Origin of the sequence: Sorangium sp. So ce834 (assembly GCF_051521425.1) — a bacterium.
GTDB classification, from domain to species: domain Bacteria; phylum Myxococcota_A; class Polyangia; order Polyangiales; family Polyangiaceae; genus Sorangium; species Sorangium cellulosum_D.
Window position 1 is genome coordinate 5,728,027 of sequence record NZ_CP150351.1, and the last position, 25,397, is coordinate 5,753,423.

Genomic DNA, 25,397 nt, shown 5'->3' on the forward strand with positions numbered 1-25,397 from the left:
TGCTCGATCGAATGGATCTGCGTACGCGGCGCGGCGGTTCTCGTCCTCTCTCCCTCGCGCGGCGCCCCCGCGCAGCGCCGCGGCTGCGAGCGCTCTCGGCCGCGGTCGCGGTCGCGGTCGCCGCGGGACCGGCGCTCGCGCAGCCGGCGCCGCCAGCCAAGGAGGCCGCCGCGCCGGTCAAGGAGGCCGCCACGCCGGCGAGGGAGGGCGCCGCGCCGGCCACGGGCGCCGCGGTGCCGGCCGAGGAGGCGCCCGTCTCCGAGACGGACCGGCAGGTGGCGCGGCTCCACTTCGAGAAGGGGCTCACGCTGCTGCGCGAGGAGGCGTGGGGCCCTGCGCTCGCGGAGTTCCTCCTCTCGCGCAAGCTCTTCCCGACGCGCGTGGCCACGAACAACGCCGCGATCGCGCTGCGCAAGCTCCAGCGGTACGACGAGGCGCTCGAGATGTTCGAGACCTTCCTCCGCGATTTCACCATGTCGGCCGCCGAGCGCGCGGCCGCGCAGCGGGAGATCGCCGAGCTGCGGGCGCTCGTGGGGACGCTCGACATCACGAACGCGGAGCCCGGGGCGTCCATCGTGGTGAGCGGCGAGGAGCGCGGGCAGTACCCGCCCGTCAAGCCGATCCGCGTGGCGGCGGGCCCGCACGTCGTCCGCGTCTTCAAGGAAGGCTACGAGCCGGTGGAGACGCGCGTCGACGTCGCCGGGGGGCAGACCGTCACGGTGAACGCGAAGCTCCGCAGGCTGACGCGCTCGGGCCGGCTGCGCGTGGTGGAGCGCGCCGGCAAGACGGTCGACGTGCTCGTCGACAACGTCGTCGTGGGGCAGACCCCGTGGATCGGCGCGCTGTCGGTCGGCGACCACATGGTGGCGCTGCGCGGCGCGGGGAAGCTCGGGACGCAGCCGACGGCGGCGCCCGTGAAGCCGCAGGAGCTCACGACGCTGTCGCTGCTCGCCGAGGATCTCGACGCGTCGCTGCGGGTCGACCCCACGCCGCCCGGCGCGAGCGTGTGGATCAACTCGGTCAACGTGGGCAACGGCGTCTGGCTCGGCCGGCTCAGGGCCGGCACGCACCGGGTCGAGGTGAAGGCCGACGGGTTCGTCACCGGGACGCGCACGGTGACGCTGCAGAAGGGCCAGCGCCAGAGCCTCGACATGCGGCTCGAGCGCGACGAGGACGCGGATATCTGGCGCAAGCCGCCGAAGATCACGCTCGACGTGAGCGCGTCGTTCCTGCTGGCGCCGACGCTGGGCGGCGAGATCACGGACGGCTGCGATGCGGGCTGCTCGATCTCGCTCGGCCTCGGCGGGCTCGGCATGATCCACGGGGGTTACGAGCTCGGCTCGGGGATCGGCGTCGGGATCGAGCTCGGCGGCCTGTTCGCGGCGCAGAAGCTCGACGGACGCTCGGCGACGCTCAGGCCGGTCGGCTACCGGGATCCGCTCGACGGCACGGCGAGCGACACGCTCCGCCTGGGCGGCTTCCTGGCCGGCGCGACGTTCGGATACCACTTCGGCGAGGACTTGCCGGCGCTGCTCCGGCTGGGCGCCGGGGTGCTCGTGGGCGAGGTCCGCGACGAGCGGACCGGCAGGTTCAGGACGACGGGCGGGGAGTGGTTCAACACGTTCCCGGTGGTCGACTTTGCCTCGGCGACCTACTTCTACGCGGATCCTGAAGCGCGGCTCGGCCTGCGGCTCGGAGAGCGGTGGGAGGTGTCCGGCAGCCTGAAGCTGCTGCTCCTGATCGGCCTCAGCAAGCCGAAGTGGGATAGGACGATCGAGCTGGCGGCGGCGAGCGACGGGATCGCCACCTACGACGCCGAGTCGCTCATGGGGGACTTCATCTTGATGATCTCGCCCGGGGCGAACCTGCGATACCAGTTCTGAGGAGCTCGGCGCCGATGCGCCGGTCCGCTGGATGCCGTCACGATTCGGCACTCAGCGCGGCGTGTGCCTGACAAGGTGCGGCTGGAGGCTTGGCCTCATCGCGCTGCACCTGCGCCCGGCCTCCGCGGTGCGCGCTGGGCACCTGCGAAGAGCCGGGAGCGTGCAGGCTGGAACGCCTACCGGCCGCGCCGTCGGCGGCGAAGCCCGGCCACCGCCGCGGCGGCGGCGAGCAGGACCGAGACTCGTGCGGTGTTGTTCCCGGTAGAGGCCCCGACGATACGGCAGGAGCAGGAGGGGATTTCCAACGGCTCGATCGGCGAGACACACTCGCCCGCGAGGTTGCACACGGAGCCGTCGACGCAGTCGGCAACCGATCTGCACGGGGAGGCGCAGGCGCTGCCGCCCGGAGGGCAGCTGTACGGGGTACAATCCGTGTCGGCGCCGGCGGCTCGGAGCGTGTGCTCGCCGTCGCAGCTCGGTCCGACTTCCTTGAGGTCGGCGCAGACGCCGTCCTGGCAGATGAAGTCCTGGATGCAGTCGGCGTCGGAGGCGCACGAGGTCTTGCAGGCGGTCTCGTCCGCGCACTTGAACCCGCCGCAACGTTCGGTCACGGGATCCTGCTCTTTGCCTTTTTTACCGCAGAAGAAGCGGGTGAGCGTCGCGGGGCCGACGGCGCAACCCTCGTCCGGGCAGGAGCACGTGGAGGTCCTCGCGACCGCCCCTTCCACTGGGAACATGCACTCGGCATCGATAGCGCCGCCGCAGTAACCGGCACACGCCCCCTCGCCGGGGCAGGCCTCGCGCCGGAAAGTGCCGCCTTCGTTGGGGTGCGGGGCTTCGTGGTCGACAGGCGTCCCGACGGGCGTGCACTTGCCGACGTTGTTCACCACGTTGCACGCCTGGCACTGGCCTTCGCAAAGGGATTCACAGCAGAAACCGTCTACGCAGTGGCCAGAGTCGCACTGGCGATCCCGGGTGCACTTTGCGCCGTTGGCGAGCCGATCGACGCAGAGGCCCGAGCCGGGGGGCGCGCCCCCCGAGCCGGTGTCAGAGCCACCCGATCCATCAGCGGAGCCCCCTGATCCGGCAGCAGCATCGCCCGACCCGGCAGCGGCACTGCCCGAGCCGGCAGCGGCGCCGCCCGAGCCGGCAGCTGCGCCGCCCGAGCCGGCAGCGGCGCCGCCCGAGCCGGCAGCGGCGCCGCCCGAGCCGGCAGCGGCGCCGCCCGAGCCGGCAGCTGCGCCACCCGCACCACCTGCGCCACCCGCACCACCTGCGCCCGTACCGCCCGAACCAGCAGCGCCTCCCCCTCCACCGGCGCCCCCCGCGCCAGCCGACGAGGTGCTGCCCACATCGCAGGTGCCCGGATCTCCCGCCTCCGCATTGCACCAGCCGGTCTCGGAGCATTCGCAATCGTTGAAGCAATAGGAGATGCAGACGTTGTCACGCCCGCAGCGGCCCGGCTTGCAGTCCCTCGTGGCCTCGTGGGCGATCACGTTCCCCGCGCCGTCGCACTGGGTGTGCACCTCGATCTCGTTGAGGCAAGCGACGGGGAGCTTGATCCCATATTTCGTAGGACCGCAGGTGCCGCTCGGACTGCCGTCCGCCTTGCCCTCCTGGGTGCACGAGGTGCACACGCCGGTGCACGCTCGGTCGCAGCAGACCTTCTCCGTATCGGAGCAGTGCCCTGACGCGCACTCTTGATCGCGCGCGCACGGCTCGCCGTTGGCCTTGATGAGCAGCTGGGCGCTGGCGAGCGGCTGCGCGCTCGTGGCCCCGATGCCACCCGCGACGAGCACGGCTCGCCCTGCCGCGCGGTCGGCGCCGGCGTTGACGACGACGGCGGCGTGCTCCCGACGAGCCTCCTGAGCGGGCGAACCGTTCGGGGGGCTGAGGAGGGTGAACGCCCTGGTCAGCGGATCATAGATCTCGGCGCTCGCGAGCGAGGTCGTGCCGTCGAACCCGCCGGCGATGAGGACGTCTCCCGTTGGCAGAAGGCTCGCCGTATGGTAGGCGCGCGCGCTCTTCATCGGGATCGGCGTGCTCTGGAGCTCGAAGCCTCGCTTGGTCGGATCGGCCACGCCATCGTGATAGATGTCGATGGTGCTGGTGTAAGCGCCTCCAGAGAGCCGTGTGGTGCCGCCGACGAGGAGCACCTCGCCTGAATCGAGCAACGTCGCCGCCTCACCGCCCAGCGTCTCCGTGCGATCGATGAGCGTCGCCGTGTGGAAGCCGCGGAGGGCGCTCATCTGCGCCCTCATCGTCATCCCAGGCGGCGATAGGACGGAGATCGGCTGGAAAGCCCGCGTGTCCTCGTCGAAGATCTCGGCCGAGGTGAGCGCGGCGCCCGAGAGGACGAAGCCGCCCGCGATGAGGACGTTTCCGGCCTTCAAGCGGACAGCCGTGTGGGCATGGCGCGAGGTCGCCATGCCGCCGACGGGGACGAGCGTGCTCGAGATGGGCGCGCCGCCGCTCGGTCCGAAGGAAGTGAAGGTGTAGAGGGAGGCGGTGCTTGTAGGCTGGTTGAGCGGATCCGCGAGGCCGCCCGCAACGAGGACCACGCCTGGATCGAGGAGGGTGGCCGAATGGTCGAACCGGCCCAGCGAGGCCACCGAGTCCCTGACGAACTGGCCGGTGGTCGGGTTGTAGACCTCGACGGCGGCGATCGGCGTGCCGCTCGTACGCTGGCTGCTGCCACCCACGACGACGACCGCCGGCGGCGGGGGCGCAGGATCCGACGGCGTCGGCGGGGCGAGCTTCGTGACCCCCGTGGCGGTGTGGGCGCCGCGCGCGACGTCCATCGCGTCGGTGCTCGCGAACGTGCGGTCGAGGGGGAAGTACAGCTCCGCCGTCGCCAGCGCGCCGCCAGACGCGTCGAAGCCGCCGGCGATGAGCACGGGGCTCGCGGGGTTCGCCGGGTCGATCACGGTCGCGGTGTGACGGGTGCGCGGCGTGATCATCTGGCTCGCCGTGGCAGTCCACTGCGGGTCGAGGAGCGCCGGGTAGCGAACGCCGGCGGGCTGCCATCCCACGATCACGGTGCACGCCGGCGCGCCCGGGGGCGTGACCGGCCGGCCCCACGGGGCGCGAGGGCTCGTGTCAACAGCGCAGCCCTCGACGGAGAGCGAAGCTGGAAGGCGCGCGCCGGTCGCGTCGACGAGGTAGGGAGGTGCGACGCGCAGGCGGGGCGAGCCGCCGGCGTCGAGGAACTCGAGCGTGCGCTCGACGAGGCGGAGGCCCGAGACGGCGGTGACATCGACGCGGTAGCGGAGCTCCTTGCGCGCTGGCTCCTGCTCGAAGACGATGAAGTCCTCGGTCCCGTGCGGGAGGACGCGGTGCAGGACGTCGCGGGCGGCGCCCCCCTCGCGCAGCGCGCCCGCGTAGAGGACGAGGCCGCCGTCGACAGCCGCGGGCACGTCGGCGGCGTCGGTGAGGGAGAAGGCGATCGACACACGGGACGCGCCGTCGGCGAGGCGCACCGGACCGGCGGCGCGCGCCGGGAGCTCGACGGACGCAGCGTCGGCCTCCGGCTTTGCGGCGCGCAGGGCGCCGGCCGGGGTCCGCGCGACCGTCTTGACGGGGCTGGGTGAGATGGTGTCGGCGAAGCGCGCGCGGATCGCGGCGATGCGGGCGCGCGCTCCGGGCGACGCCGCCTGAGGCGACGCAGCGCCTGGCGCGGGGGAGCGCCGCGAGGCGCCCTCGTCGGAGCAGCCGAGGACCTGGGGGAGAATGGCGCACGCAGAGAGCAGCGCAGCCGTTCGCAGCCTGAAGCCGAGTCGCAGCACGCGGTGGTTTCGCAAGGGGTCGTTCCGTGGTCGGCGCGGCGCGCGCGACGTGAGGTGGCGGATCTGGGCCATCCTAACAGAAGGTGGCCCGCAGCCGAATAGGAGGCAGCGCGTTGCCGGGGCGGCGGGGGCTGCGAGGGGGCTCCTCCGACCGGGGGCGGGCGGCGGCGGGCGATCGCCGGCTCGTCGAGCGCGCGGCGATGGAAAACCTCCCCAGGAGGAGGGCGAAACTGGGTAGGCTTACGGGGGCGCTGTCGTGTACGGCGCGATCTGTCTGGAGGAGCCGCGATGACCTTCCCCGCCTTGCCTTGGATGTCCCGCCACCTCGCGCACGCCGGCGCCGCGCGACGCGGCATCTTGCCGCTGCTCGCGGGTCTGATCGCGCTCGTGGCGCTCACGCCGCGGCCGGCGGGCGCGGCGCTGTGGGACACGGACAACGATCAGGTCGCGAACGAGCTCGACAACTGTCCTGGGGTCAGCAACCCGAGCCAGTATGACGGCGATGGCGACGGTCAGGGCGATGCCTGCGACGATGACGACGACAACGACGGCATCCCGGACGACGAAGACCCCGACGACGACAACGATGGGATAGCGGATGTCGACGACAAGTGTCCGACGATACCCACGCCCATGGCCGCGGATCCGGACGCCGACACCGACCACGATGGCGTGCCGAACGTCTGCGACAACTGCGACACGTCGAGCAACGAAGATCAGCTCGACAGCGACGGCGACGGGATCGGGAACATATGCGACGACAACAACGATAACGACGCGCGCACCGATGGTTTCGACAATTGCATCAACGTTCCCAACGACAACCAACGCAACGGCGATGGCGACTCCTACGGAGACGCGTGCGACAACTGCCCCGACGCATACAACAACGATCAGCGGGACACGGACAACGATGGCATCGGAGACGCCTGCGACAACTGCGCGAACGTTCCGAACCCCGATCAGAGCAACGCTGACGGAGACCTCGCCGGCGACGCCTGCGACAATTGCCCTCGCACATCCAGCAACAACCGGACAGACACGGACGGTGACGGGGTTGGCGATGTGTGCGACATCTGCCCGAACCACCCGAACGAGAACCAGGCCGATAGCGATGGCGACGGGATCGGCGACGCCTGTGACAACTGCCCCTCTACGCCCAACAGCAACCAGGCTGACGGCGACCGCGATGGGTTCGGCGACGCCTGTGACAACTGCCCGAGCCACCCGAACGATCAGCAGAACGCGGACGGCGACGCCTTCGGAAATGTGTGCGACAACTGCCCCAACGTCCCGAGCCTGGACCAAATCGACACCGATGGAGATGGATTCGGCGACGTCTGCGACAACTGCCCGCTTCTCATCAACGTGAACCAGGCCGACGGCGACCTCGATGGGGTCGGCAACGTCTGCGACAACTGCCCGGATGTCGCCAACACGAACCAGATCGACGGCGACGGCGACGGCCTCGGCAACGTCTGCGACAACTGCCCCAGCATCGCCAACGCTGGCCAGGCCGACGGCGACCGCGATGGGGTCGGCAACGTCTGCGACAACTGCCCGGACACACCGAACGGGCCGAGCGACACGAACAACCAGGGCGACATCGATGTCGACGGGATAGGCGACTCCTGCGACAACTGCCCGGACACACCGAATGCGAACCAGAGGAACACCGATCAGGACCTCTCGGGCGGCGATACGTTGGGCGACGTGTGCGACGACGACGACGACGCCGACGGCGTGCCCGACGCCACGGACAACTGCCCAACCGTGCCGAATACGAACCAGCGCAACACGGACCGGACGCTGCCCGGAGGCGACATGCAGGGCGACGCGTGCGACGACGACGACGACGCCGACGGCGTACCCGACACCACGGACAACTGTCCGCTCACGCCCAACGCCGATCAGACGAACACCGACGAGGGCTGGGTCGACGGCGACGGGTTCGGCGACGCGTGCGACGACGACGACGACGCCGACGGCGTGCCCGACGTGAACGACAACTGCGTCACGACGCCGAACCACGCCCAGGCCAACACAGATCGGACGCTCCCGGGCGGCGACGCCTTCGGCGACGAGTGCGACGACGACGACGACGCCGACGGCGTGCCCGACGACGCCGACAACTGCCCCTTCGTGTCGAACAGCGCCCAGCTCAACACCGACCAGAGGCTGCCCGGCGGCGATGCCCTGGGCGACGCGTGCGACGACGACGATGACGCCGACGGGGTGCCGGACGGCGCTGACAACTGCATCACCACCCCGAACCCCGAACAGGCGAACAACCCGAAGAACGGTCCGGACGACGCGCTCGGCGACGAGTGCGACGACGACGACGACAACGACCGCATCCTCGACGCCGACGACAATTGCCCGTACGACGTCAACACGAATCAGCTCGATACGGACCGCGATGGCGACGGGGATGTCTGCGACGACGACGACGACGACGACGACCTCACGGACGCCGAGGAGGCGGCCCTCGGGACCGACCCGACCAGCCGCGACTCGGACGGCGATACCATCGCCGACATCGAGGAGGTGGTGAACCGCAGCGATCCCGCCGATCCGGACAACAACGCCGACGGGGACGCGTACATCGATGCCTTGGACCCGGACAGCGACAATGACGGGGTGCTCGACATCGAAGAAGCAGGGGACGCCCTGCTGAATACGCCGGCCGTCGACACGGACGGCGACGGCGTTCCCGACTACCGGGACACCGATTCGGACGACGATGGGGTGCTCGACGGCGACGACAACTGCCGGCTCATGGCGAACCCGCCGGCGCGTCCGGGCGAGCCCCAGATCGACACCGACGGCGACGGCAAGGGCGACGTGTGCGACGGCGACTCGGACAACGACGGTGTGCTCGACGTCGACGACAACTGCCCGCTCGTCGCGAATGCCGGACAGGAAGATGACGACGGCGATGGCACCGGCGATGCGTGCGACCCGGACGCCGACCCGGACGCCGACGGAGTGATCAACGAGGAAGACAACTGCGACTTCATCGCCAACCCGCCGCCTGCGCTGGGTGAGCCGCAGGCCGACCTCGACGCCGACGGCCTCGGCGATCCCTGCGACGACGACACCGACGGCGACACGATATCGAACATGACCGACAACTGCCCGCTCGTTGCGAATGCAGGCCAGGAAGACGCCGACCGCGACCATCGCGGCGACGACTGCGACAACTGCCCGCTCGTTGCGAACGCCGGCCAGGAAGACGCGAACGGCGACGACATCGGCGACGCCTGCGATGCCGACGCTGACGGGGTGGCGACAGACCGCGACAACTGCCCGGACGTCGCGAACGCCGACCAGGTGGACACCGACGGGGATGGCGTGGGTGACGCATGCGAAGCGCCGGATCCGACCGGCGGTGGCGGCATGGGCGGCATGGGCGGCGCGGGCGGCGCGGGCGGCATGGACGGCACCGGGGGCGAGGCTGTGGCGGCGACGGCGACCAGCGGCGGCGGCACACCTCCGGATTTCAAGGGTGGCTGCGACTGCCGTATGGGCCATGCGCCGATCCCCCGGGAGGCATGGGGCGTGCTGCTCCTCCTCTCCGCGGCGCTCCGGCGGCGCGGGCGGCGGCAGGCGCGGCGGGCGGCGTGACGCCGCCCCGCCGCGGCCGGAGCACGTTCTCTCGAGACCCACGTTCGCGAGCGCGACGGCCTCTCTTCGCCGCAGCCGTCCGAGCTCGTCGATTCGATAACAGAGCTTGAAGGAGGACCCTTATGCAGGCATCTCGGTGGATCGCGGTGTGGATTGCTGTGGGTGCGCTCGGCGTCGCCGGCGCGGGTGCGGGGTGCGGAGGAGACAGCGCCCAGAACGACGCGACCACGAGCGCGACGGCGACCACCACCGGTGAGGGCAGCACGAGCAGCACGGGGACCGGCGGCGCTCAGGGCACGGGAGCGGGTGGCTCAACCAGCGCTGGGACCGGCGGCGGGGGGGGGACCAGCGGCACCGGCGGCGGGGGGGGAACCGGCGGCACCGGCAGCGGGGGAGGGACCGGCGGCGCCGGCGACGGGGGAGGGACCGGCGGCGCCGGCGGCGGGGGGGGAACCGGCGGCGCCGGCGGCACCATGGACCCGCTCTTCGATTTCAGCCTGCGCGGCACCCGCTACACGGGCTACGAAGACGGCGACAGGGTCTATGTGGATCTCTACGCCGCCGGCGCTACCGAGGCGACCCTGCACGCATCCGATGCCATCGGGCCCGACGGCACGTTCAGCGTGTTCGTGACAGGGAAGGTGCCCGGCGGCAAAGCCTATACGATATACTGGTATGTGGACAGCCACAGAAATGGAGAGTGCGACGCGACCGAAGACGTCTGGAAGATGGATATCCCTACCGTCACCGCGAATATCGAGCGCAGCGTCCAAGGCAACACCAACTTCGCCGAATGTCCGTGAGGTCGCCGCGCTCGGCCACCGCATGGCCGTTCGCGATTTTCGGTGCGTGGCGCGCCCGCCGTGAGGGATCGCGCCACGGGACATGAGGCCGTCCTGCGGCCAGGATGGCAAAGCTGTGCAGGGCAAAGCTGTTCAGGGTCGAGGAAGAGCGGCGCAGGCTGCCGCCGGGAACCTGCCCGGCGTCGCCGCGCCCCGCCCTGGAAAGCGGATGTTGCCCCCCACCTCACCCCCCCGCTATCGTGCCCAGCCGATGAGGTCTTCCTCCGTCGCAGCGGTCGCCTCCACGGCCGTCCTCATGACGCTCGCCGGCGCCTCGCGCGGTCAATCCACCGGCGGCTTCTCCCTCGACCGGTTCGAGCCCGCGCCCGCCGGCGACGCCTTCTTCAGCGTGCCCTCTCCGGCCGCCCCCGGCCACCTCGCGCCGCGCGCCTACGTGGGGCTCGATTTCGCTCACCGCCCCATCCATTCCAGCGGCGACAACCCCGTCGACCTCGTCTCCTCGCAGGCGTTCCTTCGCCTCGACGCCTCGCTCGCGCTGTGGGATCGCCTGCTGCTCTCGATCGACGCGCCCCTCGCCGTCGCGCAAGGGGGCGACGATCCAGGCATCCCCGGCGTCGTGTTCACCGAGCTGACGGCGCCCGAGCTCGGCGACCTCCGCTTCGGCGCGCGCTTCCGCGTGTTCGGGGAAGACGCAGGCCCGTTCCAGCTCGGGATCGGCGGCTACCTGTTCGCGCCCACCGGCTCGCCGGCGCAGTACACCGGCGACGCGGAGGCCCGCGGCGCCGTCCACGCGAGCCTCGGCGGGCGCGTCGGCTCGGCGGGCTCGTCGCTCGGCTTCCTGTGGAGCGCGAGCGGCGGCGTCGAGCTCGGGGGCGGCCCCAACCGGCCGCAGCTGTTCACGTTCGGCGGCGCCGCGGGGCTCCTCATCGCGGACGATCTCCTCCAGCTCGGCGCCGAGGCATACGGCGGCGCGCCGCTCGGCGAGGAGCTCCTGCTCTCGAGCACGCCGGTGCAGCGCGACGAGGCGAGCGTCAACGCCGAGCTGCTCCTCGGCGCCAAGCTGCGCGTCCTCGACGGCCTCACGCTCGGCGCCGCGGTCGGCCCGGGCCTCACGAGCGCCATCGGCACGCCGCCGATCCGCGCGGTCGGCATGGTCGGCTGGACGCCGCTCCCGAAGCCGGCCCGTGAGCGCGCTCAGGCCGCCACCGTCGCGGGCGACAAGGACGACGACGGCATCGACGACCACATCGACGCCTGCCCCGACGTCAAGGGCGACCCGTCGCCCGATCCCGCGAAGGACGGCTGCCCTCCGGCGGACCGCGACGGCGACACCGTGCTCGACATCGACGACGCGTGCCCGAACACCCCGGGCGCCCGCAGCGCCGACGCCACCCAGAACGGCTGCCCCGAAGACTCGGACGACGACGGTTTCCACGACGGCATCGACGCCTGCCCCAGCGTACGCGGCGGGGCGAGCGACGACCCGAAGAAGGTCGGCTGCCCTGGCGACGCGGACGGCGACGGCATCGCCGACGCCTCGGACGCCTGCCCGAAGATCAAGGGGCCGGCGAGCCAGAACCCGAAGCAGAACGGCTGCCCGGACGATCCGGACGGCGACGGCGTCCGCGGCGCCGCGGACGCCTGCCCGAACGAGCGGGGGCTCGCCGATCCCGATCCACGGCAGAACGGCTGCCCGAGATTCGTCCGCGTGAACGCCGACGAGATCACCACGTCGAAGCCGGTGCAGTTCGTCGTGTACGGCAAGACCCGCGCCCAGACGGTCGATCCCGTCTCCGACGAGATCCTGTACGAGGTGCGCGACACCATCCAGCAGAACCCGGACATCGAGCTCGTCGAGGTGCAAGGCCACACGGATGACAGCGGGACCGAGGAGTACAACCTGCGCCTGTCCCAGCAGCGCGCGGATGCGGTCCTCTCGTGGCTCGTGGCCGCCGGGGTGCCGCGAGAGAAGCTCGTCGCCAGGGGCTACGGCTTCGAGCAGCCGCTCGGGGACAACCGCGTCAAGACAGGGCGCCAGAAGAACCGCCGCGTCCAGTTCGTGATCATCAAGCGCAAAGGACAGCAGTAGCGAGCGGGCGAGGTCGTCGTGATTGCGACCTCGCCGCGCCACAACGCCCGAGACACCACAACCACCGACAGCCGCGCCGAGCCTTGCAGCCAGGGCAATCGCCGCGCCCTCCGCCACCGCCCGACCCCCGGTCGTGACCGTTCCCTGACAGCCGTGGTCAGGCGCGTGTGTCACCTTGAGGGATGCTCCATACGGTGGCAATCTCAGATATCCATCTTTGCGAGCTCGAGCCGGGTGACGGTCTGTGGATGCGCTACCGTCAGGCTCCTTACTCCCCCGACAGCGAGGTCGCGGCGATGCTGGACGCGCTTCGGGACGAGATGAAGCAGGGCACGGCGCGCGGCGCCGGGCGGCATGAGCTCACGCTGGTGCTCAACGGCGACGTGTTCGACCTCGACGCGCCGCGCGTGATCGATCAGAAGAGCGTCTTCCACGACCTGCCGCGCAGCGCCGAGCACGCGGTCCCGGCGATGAAGGCGATCCTCGCGGACCACCCGGTGTTCATCGAGGCGCTGGGCCGTGTCGTCGCGGATGGGCACACCGTCGTGTTCATCTCCGGCAACCACGACGTTCAGCTCACGTTGCCCGAGGTGCGCGACCTGGTCCGGTCCCGCGTGGTCGAGGCGGCGCTCGCCGCGCTGGGCGGCGCGTCGCGCGCCGGGTCCAGCTCGCCCGCGGGCGCGCCCGAGGCCGAGCGGGCGCGCGCGGCGCTGGGCGCGCGCGTCGTGTTCCGCGCCTGGTTCCACAAGACGCCGGACGGCATCATCGTGGAGCACGGCAACCAGTACGACGCCTATTGCAGCTACCGCTACCCCATGGTCCCGTTCGGCCGGAAGCCGGGCGAGATCCAGCCGACCATGGGCTCGCTCGTGTGCCGGTTGCTCGTCTCGCGGATGGGGTACTTCAACCCGCACGTGGACTCCTCGTTCATGCTGTCCGCGTTCGGCTACCTCGCGCACTGGGCGCGCTATTACCTGTTCTCGCGCCGCTCGCTCGCGGGGGCGTGGGCGCTCGGCGCGCTCCGCACGGTCGTCGAGCTCGTGCGCCGGCGCGAGCCCGAGCGGCGCGCCCGCCTGCGCGAGTGCCTCGCCGCCGCCGCGCAGGAGACGGGCGCTCCGCTCCGCGCCGTCGCCCGCCACGCCCGCCTGTTCGCGCCGCCGGCCGAGGACCGGCTGGGGCTCGTCGCGCGCGAGCTCTGGCTCGACCGGGCCGCCTTGGCGCTGCTCGCGGTCGCCGTGGCCCTCGTGTGGCTCCTGCTCGCGCCGATCTGGCTCGCGCCGGCGGCGCTCGTCGCGCCGGCGGGGCTCGTCGTTTACGAGCGCCTCGTGCCGAAGCTCCCGCTCGAGGCGACCTGGCAGCGGGTCAGCCGCGCCGCGCGCCAGGTCGCCCGCGCCCATCGGGCCCGGGCGGTCGTCTTCGGCCACACGCACACGCCCGAGGGCAGCTGGGAGGGCGGGCTGTTCTTCGGCAACACCGGCTCCTGGTCCGCCGCCTTCGAGGACATCGCCTGCACCAAGCCGGTCTTCGCCGCGCGCCCCCTGGTCTGGCTGCGGTCCGAGCCCGGCGCGGGCAGCTCCGCGCGCCTCTCGGGCGGGCTCGTGACCTGGAAGAACGGCCGCTTCGAGGCCCGCACGGCCAGCGTCCCGCCCCCTGCCGAGCAGCTCCGCGAGCCGCACGGCGCCCCTCCGCCGCTGCGGTCGCCCGCGACCGCGGCGCTGCGCACCTAGCGCGCGTGCGCGTGCGCGCGTGCTCGAGCGGCCCGGCGCTCCCCGCTCGAATTGAGCCCCTTCCTGACTTGCGCGAGGCGTCCAGCCGCTGGATGCTGCCCGGAGTCGACACGCGTCTCGCCGACGAGGAAGCTCCGTGAACCCTCCGCTCCGCATCGAAGCCGCCGGTGACAGCCATGTTGGCCGCCAGCGCGAGCACAACGAGGACAGCTTCGCCGTCGATCTGGATCTCGGCCTCTTCGTCGTCGCGGACGGCATCGGCGGCGCCGCCGGAGGGGAGATCGCGTCGCGGATGGCGGTCGACATCGTGCAGTCGAGCTGCAAGGACGGCGAGGGCGAGATCACGCAGCCCACGGGCTACGACGAGGCCGCGGGCCCCTTGGAGCTGCGCCTGGTCTCGTCCATCTGGCGCGCCAACGAGCGCATCTTCGAGGTGGGGCAGCGCGACCCGCGCTTTTACGGGATGGGGACGACGTTCGCGGGCGTGTACGTCGACGCGACCTCGGCGTGCATCGCGCACGTGGGCGACAGCCGGGTCTACCGGTACCGCGACCACCGGCTGGAGCGGCTCACCGAGGATCACTCGCTCTGGAACGAGCACCTGCACAGCGGCGAGCAGCTGCCGGACGACGTGGATCCGCTGCTCGCCCGCAACGTCGTGACGCGCGCGCTCGGGATGGGGAAGACGGTCGACGTCGCCACGCGCATCGAGCGACCCGAGGCCGGCGATCTCCTGCTCATCTGCTCGGACGGCCTCTCCGGCCCGGTCCCCGAGCCGGAGATCGCCGAGCTGCTCGCGCAGGGCGCCGATCTCGCCGCGACCGCCCGCTCTCTCATCGACCGCGCCAACCAGCACGGCGGCCCCGACAACGTGACGTGCGTCCTCATCCGCTGGACCCCCGCCGCCTGACGCCCCCGCGCCCTACCGCCCGCTCTCCCCCCCGACGGATGTGCGCCTAAGGCAGGGAGGGGATGCCGAGGAGGTCTGCGGATCTCGTCATGTCGTACGCGAGCGTGCCGGGCGTCGCGTCGTCGCTCTCGCGCTCGACGAGCGAGAACAGCTTCCCGAACGGGGTCGCGAGCTGCTCCTCGGTCGGCGCCTCCTCGCTCCACCCCTCCGGCAGCGGCGGCAGCGCGTCGCCCTCGATCGCGTCGTACGCGCTCGACAGCCGGTCGAAGCCGGCGAGCACCGCCTCGTCGACCTTCGCGCCCTCGGCCCCCTTCGTGAGCAGCCACGGCTGGAAGGCGGCGTAGGTCTGCTCGCCGGCCGCGACGTTCGCGCGCATATCGGCGAGGGTGTACTGCGCGTAGCGCGACTCCTCCTCTCCGGTCGCCGCCTTGCTCGTCTTCTCGACCTGCTCCAGGATCGAGCTGATCACCCCGCGGTACGCGGACGGCGCGTCGAGCGCGAGGCCCTCGAAATCGGCCTTCATCTTCGCCGCGTCGGCCTTGAGCCGCTCGCAGAGCTCGCCCTTGAACGCGGCCGCCTCGGCCTCGGTGGCCGGGAAGGCCGCGGGGCTGTAGTTCGTGAGCGCCGACTCGAAGGCGAGGACGGGCTCCGGGATCTCGTCCGCCCAGAGGATGCGCTCGACGGCGTGCACGCCGGTCACCCCCTCGTCGTCGAAGGGATCGTCGTCGGCCGCGACCTCGATGAACGCGTCGTAGCGGGCGTCCGTCGAGTAGTCGAGGTCCGGAAAGACGACCGCGATGGCCCCCTCGACGCGCTCGTAGGACTGCCGCGCCTTCTTCCACGCGGCCTTCATCGCGTCGACGGCCGCCTTGTCGCTCGACGCGCTCCACCCGTCCTCGTCCGGCTCGGGCGCGGCCGCCTGGAGCGCGGCCGTGGCGGCGGCGAACTCGTCGAGGTTGTCCTGGATGAAGGCCTTCACCTCGAGCACTGCCCGTCGCTCGTAATCCGCGTCGGTGTACAGCGTCTCGTTGTCGCTCCCGCACGCGGGGAGCGAGAGGGCGGCGGCGGCGATGGCCAGACCGGACCGCAGGCAGGCGGGGATATGCATGGATCTTTCGAGCTCCTTCTCGCGGCTCGCCCGGAGCGAGCGCGGGATGTCGGTTGGCGCGAGCGCGCGCCGGCGAACGTCGATCAGAGCGAGCGCACGAAGCCGATGAGGGCCTCGCGATCTTCGCGGGAGAGCGCGCGGAAGGCGGCGACCGAATCGGCCGCCTCCGACCCCGGGCCGTCGTGGAGCAGGATGGCCTGCTCGAGGGTCCTGGCGCGGCCGTCGTGGAGGTACGAGGTGCTGTGGCGCATGCCGATGAGCGGCGCCGTCCGCCAGGAGACGGAGCTCGCCGACTCGTCGGCCAGCCCGTCGGCGAGATCGGGGCCGAGGTCGTGCAGCAGGAAATCGGTGTAGACGGGCGCGTCGATGTCCGCCAGCTGCGCGATCGGGTAGTCGGCGCGCGTCCGCAGCGAGGGGACGTGGCAAGCGGCGCAGTCGACCTCGGCGAACAGCGCCTGACCGCGCTCGTCGGCGGGCGCGCGCCTCGGGATCTCCAGCAAGCGCATGTAGTCGGCGACGGCGTTCACCGTGTCGAGCGCCACGTCCTCGCCCGGCTTGGCGTCGTCCGTGAGCCCGTCCGGGTTCGGCAGCTCGTCCGGGCGGAGCGGCGAGGTGATGCCCATGTCGCCCTGGTAGGCGTCGGCCGTGAAGTCATCGAGCGTCGCCACCCGCGCCTTGAACCCGAAGCGGCCGATGAGGTTCTCGTCGCCCTCGCCGAAGGTGTGGAACGACTCGTCCGCGTTCTTCTTCGAGTGGAACACCACCCGGTTGATGCGCCCGCGGATGGCGTCGCCGCGCGCGGCCTGCTCGGCCGCGACCCGCTCGATCTCGGCGTCGTCGACCGCCTCCATGTACCCGCGCCCGAACACCGGCGGGCCGAGGCGCTGCGAGAGCTTGATCGTCCCCTCGAGCTCGGGCCGCGCGAGCGTCGTCGCCCCGGCGACCCCGTAGGGCCGCATCGTGTGCCCGTAGGGGAGCGCCGCCTGATCCACCGCCGGCGTCACGCCGTCGGCCTCGACGAGCACCATCTTCTGGACGGCGCCCGGGCCGCGCGCGGCCCCCTCGTGGCACCCCGCGCACGAGGAGCGGATGTACAGCGGCCCGAGCCCGTCGCGCTCGCGAAACACGAAATCGAAGAGCGCGTCGCCGTCCTTGAACCGGGCCACCTGCTCCGCGGAGGCGCCGTGCAGCGGGATATCGCTGAGATCATCGCCGATCAGCTGGAGGCCGAGCAGCGGGTCGGCGGGCGCAGGCTCTCCGCCGCAGCCGATGATGAAGAGCACAGGAAGCGCGAGAACTGAGGCAAATCGCGACATGTTGTCGACGCGTAGCGTAAGGGTAAATGAAAGTCAATGTCAACAACCCGGAGAGCCGCGCTGGCCGCTGCGGATCGCGCGCGGACGGTTCGCATCGCCGCGCGAAGCGCGGTGGAGGCCCAGGCGTTACACTGCGGGGCCGGCGCGGACGGGGCCCACGCTGGAGGACGGCGGATGACGCAGCGAGATGACGAGCGGCGCGCGGCATCGAGGGCCCTCGCGGACGGGCTGCGCGAGATCGCGTGGCTCGACGAGCGCCGCGCGGCCCACCTGGCGCTCAACGCCGGCTGGCTCCGGTACATGGGCCCTGGCTACGGCAACGACGTCTGCTCGATGTGCGGCGCGCTCCTCGAGCGGGGCACGGCGTACATGCACTGCGCGCCCTGCCTTGCGACGCGCGGGATCGACGAGCGGGCGCTGCTCCTCGCCTGCGCGGAGGCGATGGCCGGGGACTGGCCGTTCCAGGACCGCCGGCCCGACGGCAGGCGCTGGGCGCACGCGCTGATCGCGTTCTGGCGGAACCACGTCGATCCGATGGAGTCGAGGGCGGTCCCGTACCGGAACAACACGCTCGAGTCCGCCTTCCACTACATGAAGCGGCGCCTCGCCGAGGCGGGGGTCGCGGAGCTCTGGACGTTGCCTGACGAGAGCCAGCGCGGGCTCGATCCTGCGATGGTCGTGCGCGCCCGGGGCGGCGCGCTGGTGATCGGCGTCGCCACGCAGCGCCGCATCGCGACGGCCGAGGACGGGGCGCCCGGCGGGCACGTCGCGCTGTTCGACGAGTTCCTCCGCCTCGCGGGCGAGCGGGAGGGGTTCCTGGTGGTCGAGAAGCTGAGCCGGCGCGCGCGGCGCGACGCGCCCGTCCGGGAGAGCGCGGTGACGACCGCCGAGGGACGGCGCGTGACGCAGCTCCGCTGCATGCAGGAGGACCGGAGCTGGCCCGCGCCCCCGGCGCCGGAGTAGGCGCGGCGCGCTACTGCCTGAAGGACTGCTCGATGTCGTAGATCTCGGCCGCCACGCCGTCCTGCCCGTTGTACCGCGCCGAGGCCCCGCGCCCGCCGAGCCCGGCCTCGCCGATCTCGACGGTCGTGTTCGAGAGGGAAGGCGCCCTGACCGCGTAGGCGACGGCGATCGAGTGCCCGCCGAGCCCACCGCCGCCGTGGCCGCCCCGGCCGCCTCGCCCGCCCGCGCCGCCGCTGCAGGCGGCGTTCAGCCCCGTGGCCTCGCCCAGGATGCCGCCTGGCCCGCCCTGACCGCCCTCGCCGCCCTCCTGGCCCCTGCCGCCGTCTCCGCCGTCGCCCCCGCGGCCGGTCTTCAGCACCACGTCGTTGAAATGGACCGGCGCGCTCCCCGCGAACACCGCGATGCTCGCCCCGCCCGCGCCCCCGCCGTTGCCGCCGAGCCCACCGCAGCCGCCCGCGCCCCCGGAGCCGCCGGCGGCGCCTCCCGCCGTGCTCTCGAACGGGCACATCATCGCGCCCGCGCCGCCCTTGGCGCCGCCGCCGCCCCCGCCGCCCTGGCCCGGCTTGCCCGGCGTGCCGTTGCCGGCGAGCGGGCCGGTGTACCCGTCCAGGATCACGTCGCCGAAGCCGACCGCCCCCGCGCCGGGACGCCCATCTGCGCCGTCCGCGCCCGCGTCGCCCGGCGTGCAGGCCCTGCTGCTGGACTCGCCGCTCCCGCCGTTCTCCGCGCCGCGCGGATCCCCGTCGCCCCCATCGGAGCCCGACGTAACCGAACCGACGCCCCCGCTGCCGCTGCGCGAGTCGTCCTCGCGGTCGTCGGGCGTACCGCAGGTGTTGATCACCGGGGCCCCGCCGAGGACCGCAGAGGACGTGCACGCGGCGTTGCCGAAGTTGCCGGACTGCCCCGCCTCGGCGGGGTCGCTCGCGAACGACTCGCCCTCTTTGCCCGGCGCCCCGTCGCCCGCCTCGAGGATGCACCGCGTGAAGTCGACCGGGATCCCCGAGGTGTTCGCGGCGATCGAGGAGCGGCCTGCCAGCTCGGTGTGGGCCGGCAAGATCGAGCGCGCGATGACGTGGAGGTCCTCGACGACCACCGTCGAGGCGCCGCTGCCGCCGTGGAACTTGAGCGGCGTCTCGCCTTCAGGCGCGGTGAGCGTCGTCTTCTTCTTGTCACCTATCCACCGCCAGTCGTCGCGGCAATCGAGCCCACCGAAGATCCTGTGTCCCGAGGGCACGAGCACCGCCTCGTCGAACTCCTCGGCGCAGACGTAGATGCGCTTTCCCTTGCTCCAGGCAAGCTCGATCGCCTTCGAGAGCGTCTTCAGCGGCGCCCCCGAGGTCCCCGCGTTGCCGTCGTGCCCGGTGCGGGAGACCCACAGGCCGCACGACGAAGCGATCTTCCCCTCGGCCTTGCTCGGGACGCAGGCGTCGTCCGACGGCCCATCATCGACGGGTATCTGGATGTAATCACCATTGCCGATGTTGCAGCCGCTGGCCGTCGCCGCGGCAACCGAAATGAATCCCAGCAATACGAATGCATCAGCTTTGAATTGAATCCCCATACTATTCTTATTCCGGCCACCCCGGGGCGATTTCCAAGCAAAGCGACATGGCGCCTCCCGCGGCGCGCTCTCCACGCCTGTTCTCGTCGCGGCCGCGGTCGCCGCGGGGTTTCAGCGCCGCGCGCGGCGGGGGCGTGGAGCGCGACGTCCCCCGCCGGAAAGAGGTGTATCTGCCGAGCTGCCATCGCGGTCGCCCATCGCGCTTGCCCATCGCGGTGGTTTCCGTGCGAACATCGGCTCATGAGCGCGAACCTGAAGGACCGCGTGCGCGAGCTGCTCGATGCCGGCGGCGGGGAGCCGCTCGAAGGCGGTCGCTTCCTGCCGCTCGTCACGCTCGAGTCGGGCGCGCGGGTGGGGCTCGACGGCGCGGGGGCCTGGGTCTTCGCGCCCGAGGACGGCGGGACGGCTCAGGCGTTCGCGCCCGAGCGCGGGCGCGCCTTCTTCGAGGTGCTGGAGTCGAAGCGGGACGACTTCGACGCGAGCATCGAGGCGGCGGCGAGGGCCGCGGGCTTGCCCCCCGAGGAGGTGGCCTTCTCGTTCCCCGCGGTCGACGTCGTCCGGGCGGTGCTCGCGCGGGGCCTGCCGAGCATGACGCGGCTCGCGCTCGCGTGGCTCCGGCTCACGGAGGCGCGGGCGCTCCGCGCCGACATCGTGGCCGTGTCGCGCGACCCGACCATGCCGGTGCCCATCCGGGACCTGGCGGAGCGCCTCACGGTCCCGGAGTGAGCCCGCGCCGCGCGGCCGAGGCCCCGCCTCGAGGCGGGGCCGGCGCGGGGGAGGGCGGTCAGACGGCGGCGAACGATTCGATCGGGATGGGCGAGATCAGACGGTCGCGAACGACTCGACGGGGATGTCCAGGGCGGACGAGTCCTCGCGGCCGAGGAGCTCGGCGGAGAACTTCGCGTGCGGGAGCACGTTGGACGCGAAGTAGAGGGCCGCGTGCTTCTTGCCCTCGTAGAAGGCGCGGTCCTTCGCGCCGGCGTCGCCCTGCGGCAAGGTCTCCAGCGCCTTGAGCGCGATGACCGCGCCGTCGAGCAGGAGCCAGCCGATCGCCAGCTCGCTCATCATCTCGAGGAAGCGGTTCGCCGCGAGCGGCACCATCGGCATCTTGCCCATCTGGAACCACGAGAGCAGCCGCATCGCGGAGCCGGCGACGGCCTCGTGCGCCTCGCGGAGCTCCTTGACGCTCGCGGCGAGGACGGGGTGCTTCTCGTGCGCCTTCACGAACTCGGCCACGTCGTTCAGGAAGGCCTGCAGGTTGGCCCCGCCGGCCTGGCCGAGCTTGCGCCCGACGAGGTCCATCGCCTGGATGTGGTTCGTGCCCTCGTAGATCGAGAAGACCTTCGCGTCGCGGCAGTACTGCTCGACCGGGTAGTCCTTCGTGTACCCGGCGCCGCCGAACGTCTGGATCGCCGTCTCGCAGACGCGGAACGCCTGATCGGACGAGTAGGCCTTCACGAGCGGCACGAGCAGATCGACCTGGCCCTGGTTGTACGCCGCCGCGCGGTCGTCCTTGCCCTGGTAGACGGCGACCGCGTCCTGGTGGCGCGCGAGCTTGATGATGAGCGCGCGGATGCCCTCGACGCGGCTCTTCATGTCGAGCAGCATCCGCCGCACGTCCGGGTGGTCGACGATGGGCACGCGCGGCGCGGTCGCGTCCTTCCACTGGAGGATCGACGAGCCCTGCTTGCGGTCCTTCGCGTACTCGAGCGCGTTCAGGTACGCCGACGACGCGACCGACACGCCCTGCAGGCCCACCGAGATGCGCGCGCCGTTCATCATCCGGAACATCTGCGGCATGCCCTGGTGCTCGACGGTGCCGACGAGCTCCCCGAGGCAGCCGTCGTTCTCGCCGAAGTTGAGCACGCACGTCGACGAGCCGTTGATGCCCATCTTGTGCTCGATGTTGCCGACGAGGACGTCGTTCGGCTCGCCGAGCGAGCCGTCGTCGTTCACCCGGAACTTCGGCACGACGAACAGGCTGAGGCCCTTCGTCCCGGGCGGAGCGCCCTCGACGCGGGCGAGCACGAGGTGCACGACGTTCTCGGTGAGGTCCTGGTCGCCGCCGGAGATGAAGATCTTCGTGCCGCGGATCAGGTACTTGCCGTCCTTCTGCTTCACCGCGGTCGTCCGCGACGAGCCGACGTCCGAGCCGGCCTGGGGCTCGGTCAGGCACATCGTCCCGCTCCACTGCCCGCCGAACATCCGCTTCAGGTAGATGTCGCGCTGCCGCGGCGTGCCGAAGTGCTCGATCAGCTCCGCCGCCCCGTACGTCAGCCCGGGGTACATGTTGAGCGCCGCGTTGGCGCCGCAGAGGAACTCCTCGACCACCGTGTAGAGCGTGAAGGGGCCGCCCTGGCCGTCGTAGGCGGGCGAGACGGAGACCGACTTCCACCCGGCCTCGTACAGCTTGTCCCAGGCCTCCTTGAACCCCGGCGGGGTCTTGACCTGCCCCGCCTCGATGCGACAGCCGACCCGATCGCCGACCGTGTTCAGCGGGCCGAAGACCTCGCACGCGAACTTGTACACCTCGTCGACGACCATCGAGACCTCGTCGCGCCCCCACGCGTCGTACGGCGCGTTGCCGAGCAGCTCGTCGAGGCGAAATTGCTCGAACAGGAGGAAGCGGATCTCGCGGAGGTCAGCCTTGTAGCGGTTCTGGAAGGTTTGGGCGTTCGACATGGGAGACCTCCTCGTTGCCGCGGCATCCGGCGCTGGCAGCCGGTACCCTTCCCGGTCTACCGCGCAGCCGCGGCATAGTTCTTCATTCGCCTAGCATGCCGCCGCGTCGCGTCAACATGCGTCCGTGACAGGGGGGCCATCTTGCGGAAATCAGACGTGATCCTGGGGTCCGCCGGGGGGGTCGACGGGCGGGTCCGCGGCGGGCGCCAGGGCGGTGGATCCGACGGGCGGCGCGGCGTAGGCTCCGTCGCGATCGAACCATGTCCGACCCGGCTTACATCACGCCCGGCGGGGCGAAGAAGCTGTCCGAGGAGCTCGCGCGCCTCCGTTCCGTGGAGCGTCCGCGCATCGTCCAGGAGGTCGCCGACGCGGCGGCGCAGGGCGACCGCTCCGAGAACGCCGAGTACATCTACGGCAAGAAGAAGCTGCGCGAGATCGACCGGCGGATGCACTACCTGACCAAGCGGCTGGAGAAGGCCGTGGTGGTCGACCCGTCGGAGCAGCGCGGCGACAAGGTCTTCTTCGGCGCGACGGTCGAGATCGAGGACGAGGACGGCGCGCGCCACACCTACCAGATCGTGGGCGAGGACGAGATCGACAGCGGGGCCGGGCGCATCAGCTGGCGCTCGCCGGTCGGTCGATCGCTCCTCGGCAAGCGCGCGGGCGACGTGATCACCGTGCGCCGCCCGGCGGGCGAGGCGGAGATGGAGATCATCTCGGTGCGGTACGGCTGAGCGCCGCAGAGGCGCGGCCGGAGGAAGAGGAAAAGGAGCAGGAGTTCGGCATGAGGATCTTGCACACGATGCTGCGGGTCGGCGATCTCGAGCGCTCGATCGGCTTCTACAGGGACGTGCTCGGGATGCAGCTCCTGTCGCGGAAGGACTACCCGGAGGGCAAGTTCACGCTGTGCTTCCTCGGGTACGGGAGGAACCCGGAGCACGCGGAGATCGAGCTCACGCACAACTGGGGCGTGGAGAAGTACGAGCTCGGCACGGCGTACGGGCACGTCGCGCTGGGGGTGGACGACATCTACGCGGCGTGCGACCGCATCCGCGCGGCGGGCGGGAAGATCACGCGCGAGCCGGGCCCGATGAAGCACGGCAAGACGGTGATCGCGTTCGTCGAGGATCCGGACGGCTACAAGGTCGAGCTCATCGAGGAGTCGAGCCTCAACCGGTAGCCCGACGATCGAGGCCGGCAGGCCGAGGTCGAGGCGAGGTCGAGGAGAGAGCGCCAGACCGGAGAGGGCGCGGCGCGGGGCGGAGGCTCGAGGGCCTCCGCGGCGTCCGCGCCTCGTCTCGTGGGTTCGCGCGAGGCGCCGAGGATCAGGCGCTGGCGACGGGCGATGCGTCGTTCGCCGGCTCGGGGGCGGGCAGCTCGCCGCCGTCCGCGGCGGCCGCCTCGTCGGCCGGCGCCTTCGCCGGCGCCTCGGCGGCCGCGCCGCTCGCGGCCGCGGCGGCCTTCTCGGCGTTCCGCGGGCGGCCGCGCGGCTTCTGCAGGAGCGACGGGGCCAGGTCGCCGTCGCCGCCCTCGTGCCAGCGCAGGTAGGCGACGGCGCGGCGGCACTCCTCGTAGGCCTTGGCGACCAGCGAGATCGCGCGGGCGCGGCGATCGCTCGCGTCGGTGATCTTCGGCGCCGCGGACGAGCCCTTGCCGGGCTTCGCGGCGAGCGCGGCGAGGAGGCGCACGCCGAGATCCGCGGCGCGCTCGAGCTCCTCGTCCTCGACCGCCGTCTTCGCGCGGACCTTGTCCCAGGAGCCGCGGAACAGCTCGGCGAGGGCGATGAGATCGCTCGCGAGATCCGTGTGGCCCTTGCCTTTGCGGATGTCGGCGACGCGCTGCTTGTCGAGCAGGTTCCTGTAGGCGAGCGCCTCGGCGGCGACGAGGAGCCCCTCGCGCAGCGTGCCGGCGTCGTCGGCGAGCTTCTTCGCGTCGAGCTCGCTCGCGGGCGTGCTGTAGAGCAGGTCGGCGTACCACGCCGCGAGGGCGTAGTCCTCGAGCTCGTCCAGCATCTCGATCGGGTGGTTCGGGAGATCGCGGACGATCTCGTCGCGGAGCTCGCGCAGGTGGGGCAGGGCGGAGAGCACGGAGCTCACGGCCCTGGGGACCTCGACGTAGACGGTCACGAGGTCGTCGGGGCCGAGCTCGAGGAGCTTCGGCTCAACGCGGCCGTACGCCGCGAGCGCGGCGGCAGGCGAGGACGGGAGAACGGGAGCAGGTGCTGCTTTCGGGGGTCGCGCCATACAGATGTCTCCAGCGGAGGGCGCGCACACTGCCAGACGGAAGCGCGAAGGGAAAGGGGGGCGTGCGACGACGCGACGTCCATCTCGCCCTCGCTCGCCCTCGCTCACCCTCGCCGCCGCCGCGCTGCAACATGGCGGGCCGCCAAGTCAAGCCTGGAGATCGCGAGGGCAGCACATTCCGGCGATGCAATGGTTTTTCTCGCGTTCCGTCGCGGCGGCCCGCTGGCGCGCGCCCCCTTCGGACGCGCCCCGCGCGGGCGCGCGATCTCCGCCGGACGGCGGCCTGTCCAGAACAGGCTCGCCGGTCGCCGCGCTTTGTCTGATAGATTGCCGCCCGAGGAATCGAGGCATCATGTACGCGATTGCGATCATCCGTTACCGGCGCCCGCTCGACGAGGTGCTGAAGGTCGTCGACGACCACCGCGCTTATCTCAAGAAGCTCATCGATCAAGGGCTGGTGCTCGCGTCAGGGCCGCTCGATCCGCGCTACGGCGGAGCGCTCCTGCTCCGGGTGCCGGACGACGCGGCCGGGCCCACGCTGGATCAGATCCGGGACGGCGATCCCTACACGCAGAAGGGGCTGGCGCAGTACGAGCTCCTGCCGTGGGCGCCGGTGTTCGGAAAAGAGGAGCTCGACCGGGTCTTCGCCCCGAAGGCCTGAGGGCAGCGCCGCGCCGTAGCGCGCGCCGCGGCCCGCGCG

Annotated in this window: 17 protein-coding genes; 11 read left to right on the forward strand and 6 right to left on the reverse strand. The window is 71.7% G+C overall.

Translation table 11 applies throughout. The features are described 5' to 3' along the window. Window positions 1–11: 11 nt before the first annotated feature. A complete protein-coding gene (locus WMF20_RS20625; RefSeq protein WP_437616118.1) occupies window positions 12–1,883 on the forward strand; it encodes a PEGA domain-containing protein in 1,872 nt (623 codons plus the stop codon). Window positions 1,884–2,059: 176 nt separating this feature from the next. Here WMF20_RS20625 and WMF20_RS20630 read toward each other — a convergent pair whose 3' ends face one another. Beyond that, window positions 2,060–5,668, reverse strand: a complete 3,609-nt coding sequence (locus WMF20_RS20630) for a kelch repeat-containing protein (RefSeq protein WP_437616120.1) — start codon at window positions 5,666–5,668, stop codon at window positions 2,060–2,062. Between the two features lie 288 nt (window positions 5,669–5,956). Between WMF20_RS20630 and WMF20_RS20635 the strand changes: the two genes are divergently transcribed. The 5 genes from WMF20_RS20635 (at window position 5,957) to WMF20_RS20655 (ending at window position 14,824) form a co-directional block, all read left to right on the forward strand. Beyond that, the gene (locus WMF20_RS20635; protein ID WP_437616122.1) at window positions 5,957–9,295 is read left to right on the forward strand and encodes a thrombospondin type 3 repeat-containing protein; all 3,339 of its coding nucleotides are present in this window, start codon (window positions 5,957–5,959) and stop codon (window positions 9,293–9,295) included. Window positions 9,296–9,417: 122 nt separating this feature from the next. Further along, on the forward strand, window positions 9,418–10,098 hold the full coding sequence (locus tag WMF20_RS20640) for a hypothetical protein (RefSeq protein WP_437616124.1): 681 nt from the start codon (window positions 9,418–9,420) through the stop codon (window positions 10,096–10,098). Window positions 10,099–10,348: 250 nt separating this feature from the next. Beyond that, window positions 10,349–12,187, forward strand: a complete 1,839-nt coding sequence (locus WMF20_RS20645; protein WP_437616126.1) for an OmpA family protein — start codon at window positions 10,349–10,351, stop codon at window positions 12,185–12,187. A gap of 248 nt (window positions 12,188–12,435) precedes the next feature. Beyond that, complete coding sequence (locus tag WMF20_RS20650; protein ID WP_437616128.1) at window positions 12,436–13,914, forward strand: hypothetical protein; 1,479 nt, start codon at window positions 12,436–12,438, stop codon at window positions 13,912–13,914. Window positions 13,915–14,050: 136 nt separating this feature from the next. Then, window positions 14,051–14,824, forward strand: coding sequence for a PP2C family protein-serine/threonine phosphatase (locus WMF20_RS20655; RefSeq protein WP_129575995.1), 774 nt, complete (start codon window positions 14,051–14,053; stop codon window positions 14,822–14,824). Window positions 14,825–14,870: 46 nt separating this feature from the next. Here WMF20_RS20655 and WMF20_RS20660 read toward each other — a convergent pair whose 3' ends face one another. After that, window positions 14,871–15,932 (reverse strand): EfeM/EfeO family lipoprotein, encoded by a 1,062-nt coding sequence (locus WMF20_RS20660; RefSeq protein WP_437616130.1) that lies wholly within the window; start codon window positions 15,930–15,932, stop codon window positions 14,871–14,873. Window positions 15,933–16,015: 83 nt separating this feature from the next. Then, window positions 16,016–17,248: a di-heme oxidoredictase family protein gene (locus tag WMF20_RS20665; protein WP_437616132.1), complete on the reverse strand. Its 1,233-nt coding sequence runs from the start codon at window positions 17,246–17,248 to the stop codon at window positions 16,016–16,018. A gap of 174 nt (window positions 17,249–17,422) precedes the next feature. On the opposite strand from WMF20_RS20665, the gene WMF20_RS20670 reads away from it, so the two are divergent. Further along, a complete protein-coding gene (locus tag WMF20_RS20670) occupies window positions 17,423–18,211 on the forward strand; it encodes a hypothetical protein (RefSeq protein WP_129575998.1) in 789 nt (262 codons plus the stop codon). Window positions 18,212–18,221: 10 nt separating this feature from the next. On the opposite strand, the gene WMF20_RS20675 is transcribed toward WMF20_RS20670, so the two are convergent. Then, entirely contained in the window at window positions 18,222–19,739 is a 1,518-nt protein-coding gene (locus tag WMF20_RS20675; protein ID WP_437616135.1) for a PGRS family protein, read from the reverse strand. A 273-nt stretch (window positions 19,740–20,012) separates the two neighbouring features. Between WMF20_RS20675 and WMF20_RS20680 the strand changes: the two genes are divergently transcribed. Then, a complete protein-coding gene (locus WMF20_RS20680) occupies window positions 20,013–20,498 on the forward strand; it encodes a hypothetical protein (protein WP_437616137.1) in 486 nt (161 codons plus the stop codon). A gap of 96 nt (window positions 20,499–20,594) precedes the next feature. Here WMF20_RS20680 and WMF20_RS20685 read toward each other — a convergent pair whose 3' ends face one another. Then, a complete protein-coding gene (locus WMF20_RS20685) occupies window positions 20,595–22,454 on the reverse strand; it encodes an acyl-CoA dehydrogenase (protein ID WP_437616139.1) in 1,860 nt (619 codons plus the stop codon). A gap of 260 nt (window positions 22,455–22,714) precedes the next feature. On the opposite strand from WMF20_RS20685, the gene greB reads away from it, so the two are divergent. Next, complete coding sequence (gene greB, locus WMF20_RS20690; protein ID WP_020736264.1) at window positions 22,715–23,188, forward strand: transcription elongation factor GreB; 474 nt, start codon at window positions 22,715–22,717, stop codon at window positions 23,186–23,188. Between the two features lie 50 nt (window positions 23,189–23,238). Next, window positions 23,239–23,634: a lactoylglutathione lyase gene (gene gloA, locus WMF20_RS20695; RefSeq protein ID WP_020736265.1), complete on the forward strand. Its 396-nt coding sequence runs from the start codon at window positions 23,239–23,241 to the stop codon at window positions 23,632–23,634. 145 nt (window positions 23,635–23,779) lie between these two features. On the opposite strand, the gene WMF20_RS20700 is transcribed toward gloA, so the two are convergent. Then, window positions 23,780–24,697 carry a hypothetical protein gene (locus tag WMF20_RS20700; RefSeq protein ID WP_129576002.1) on the reverse strand — a complete coding sequence of 306 codons (918 nt, stop codon included), beginning with the start codon at window positions 24,695–24,697 and terminating at the stop codon, window positions 23,780–23,782. 352 nt (window positions 24,698–25,049) lie between these two features. Between WMF20_RS20700 and WMF20_RS20705 the strand changes: the two genes are divergently transcribed. Further along, a complete protein-coding gene (locus WMF20_RS20705) occupies window positions 25,050–25,358 on the forward strand; it encodes a YciI family protein (RefSeq protein WP_437616141.1) in 309 nt (102 codons plus the stop codon). The last annotated feature ends 39 nt before the right edge of the window (window positions 25,359–25,397 follow it).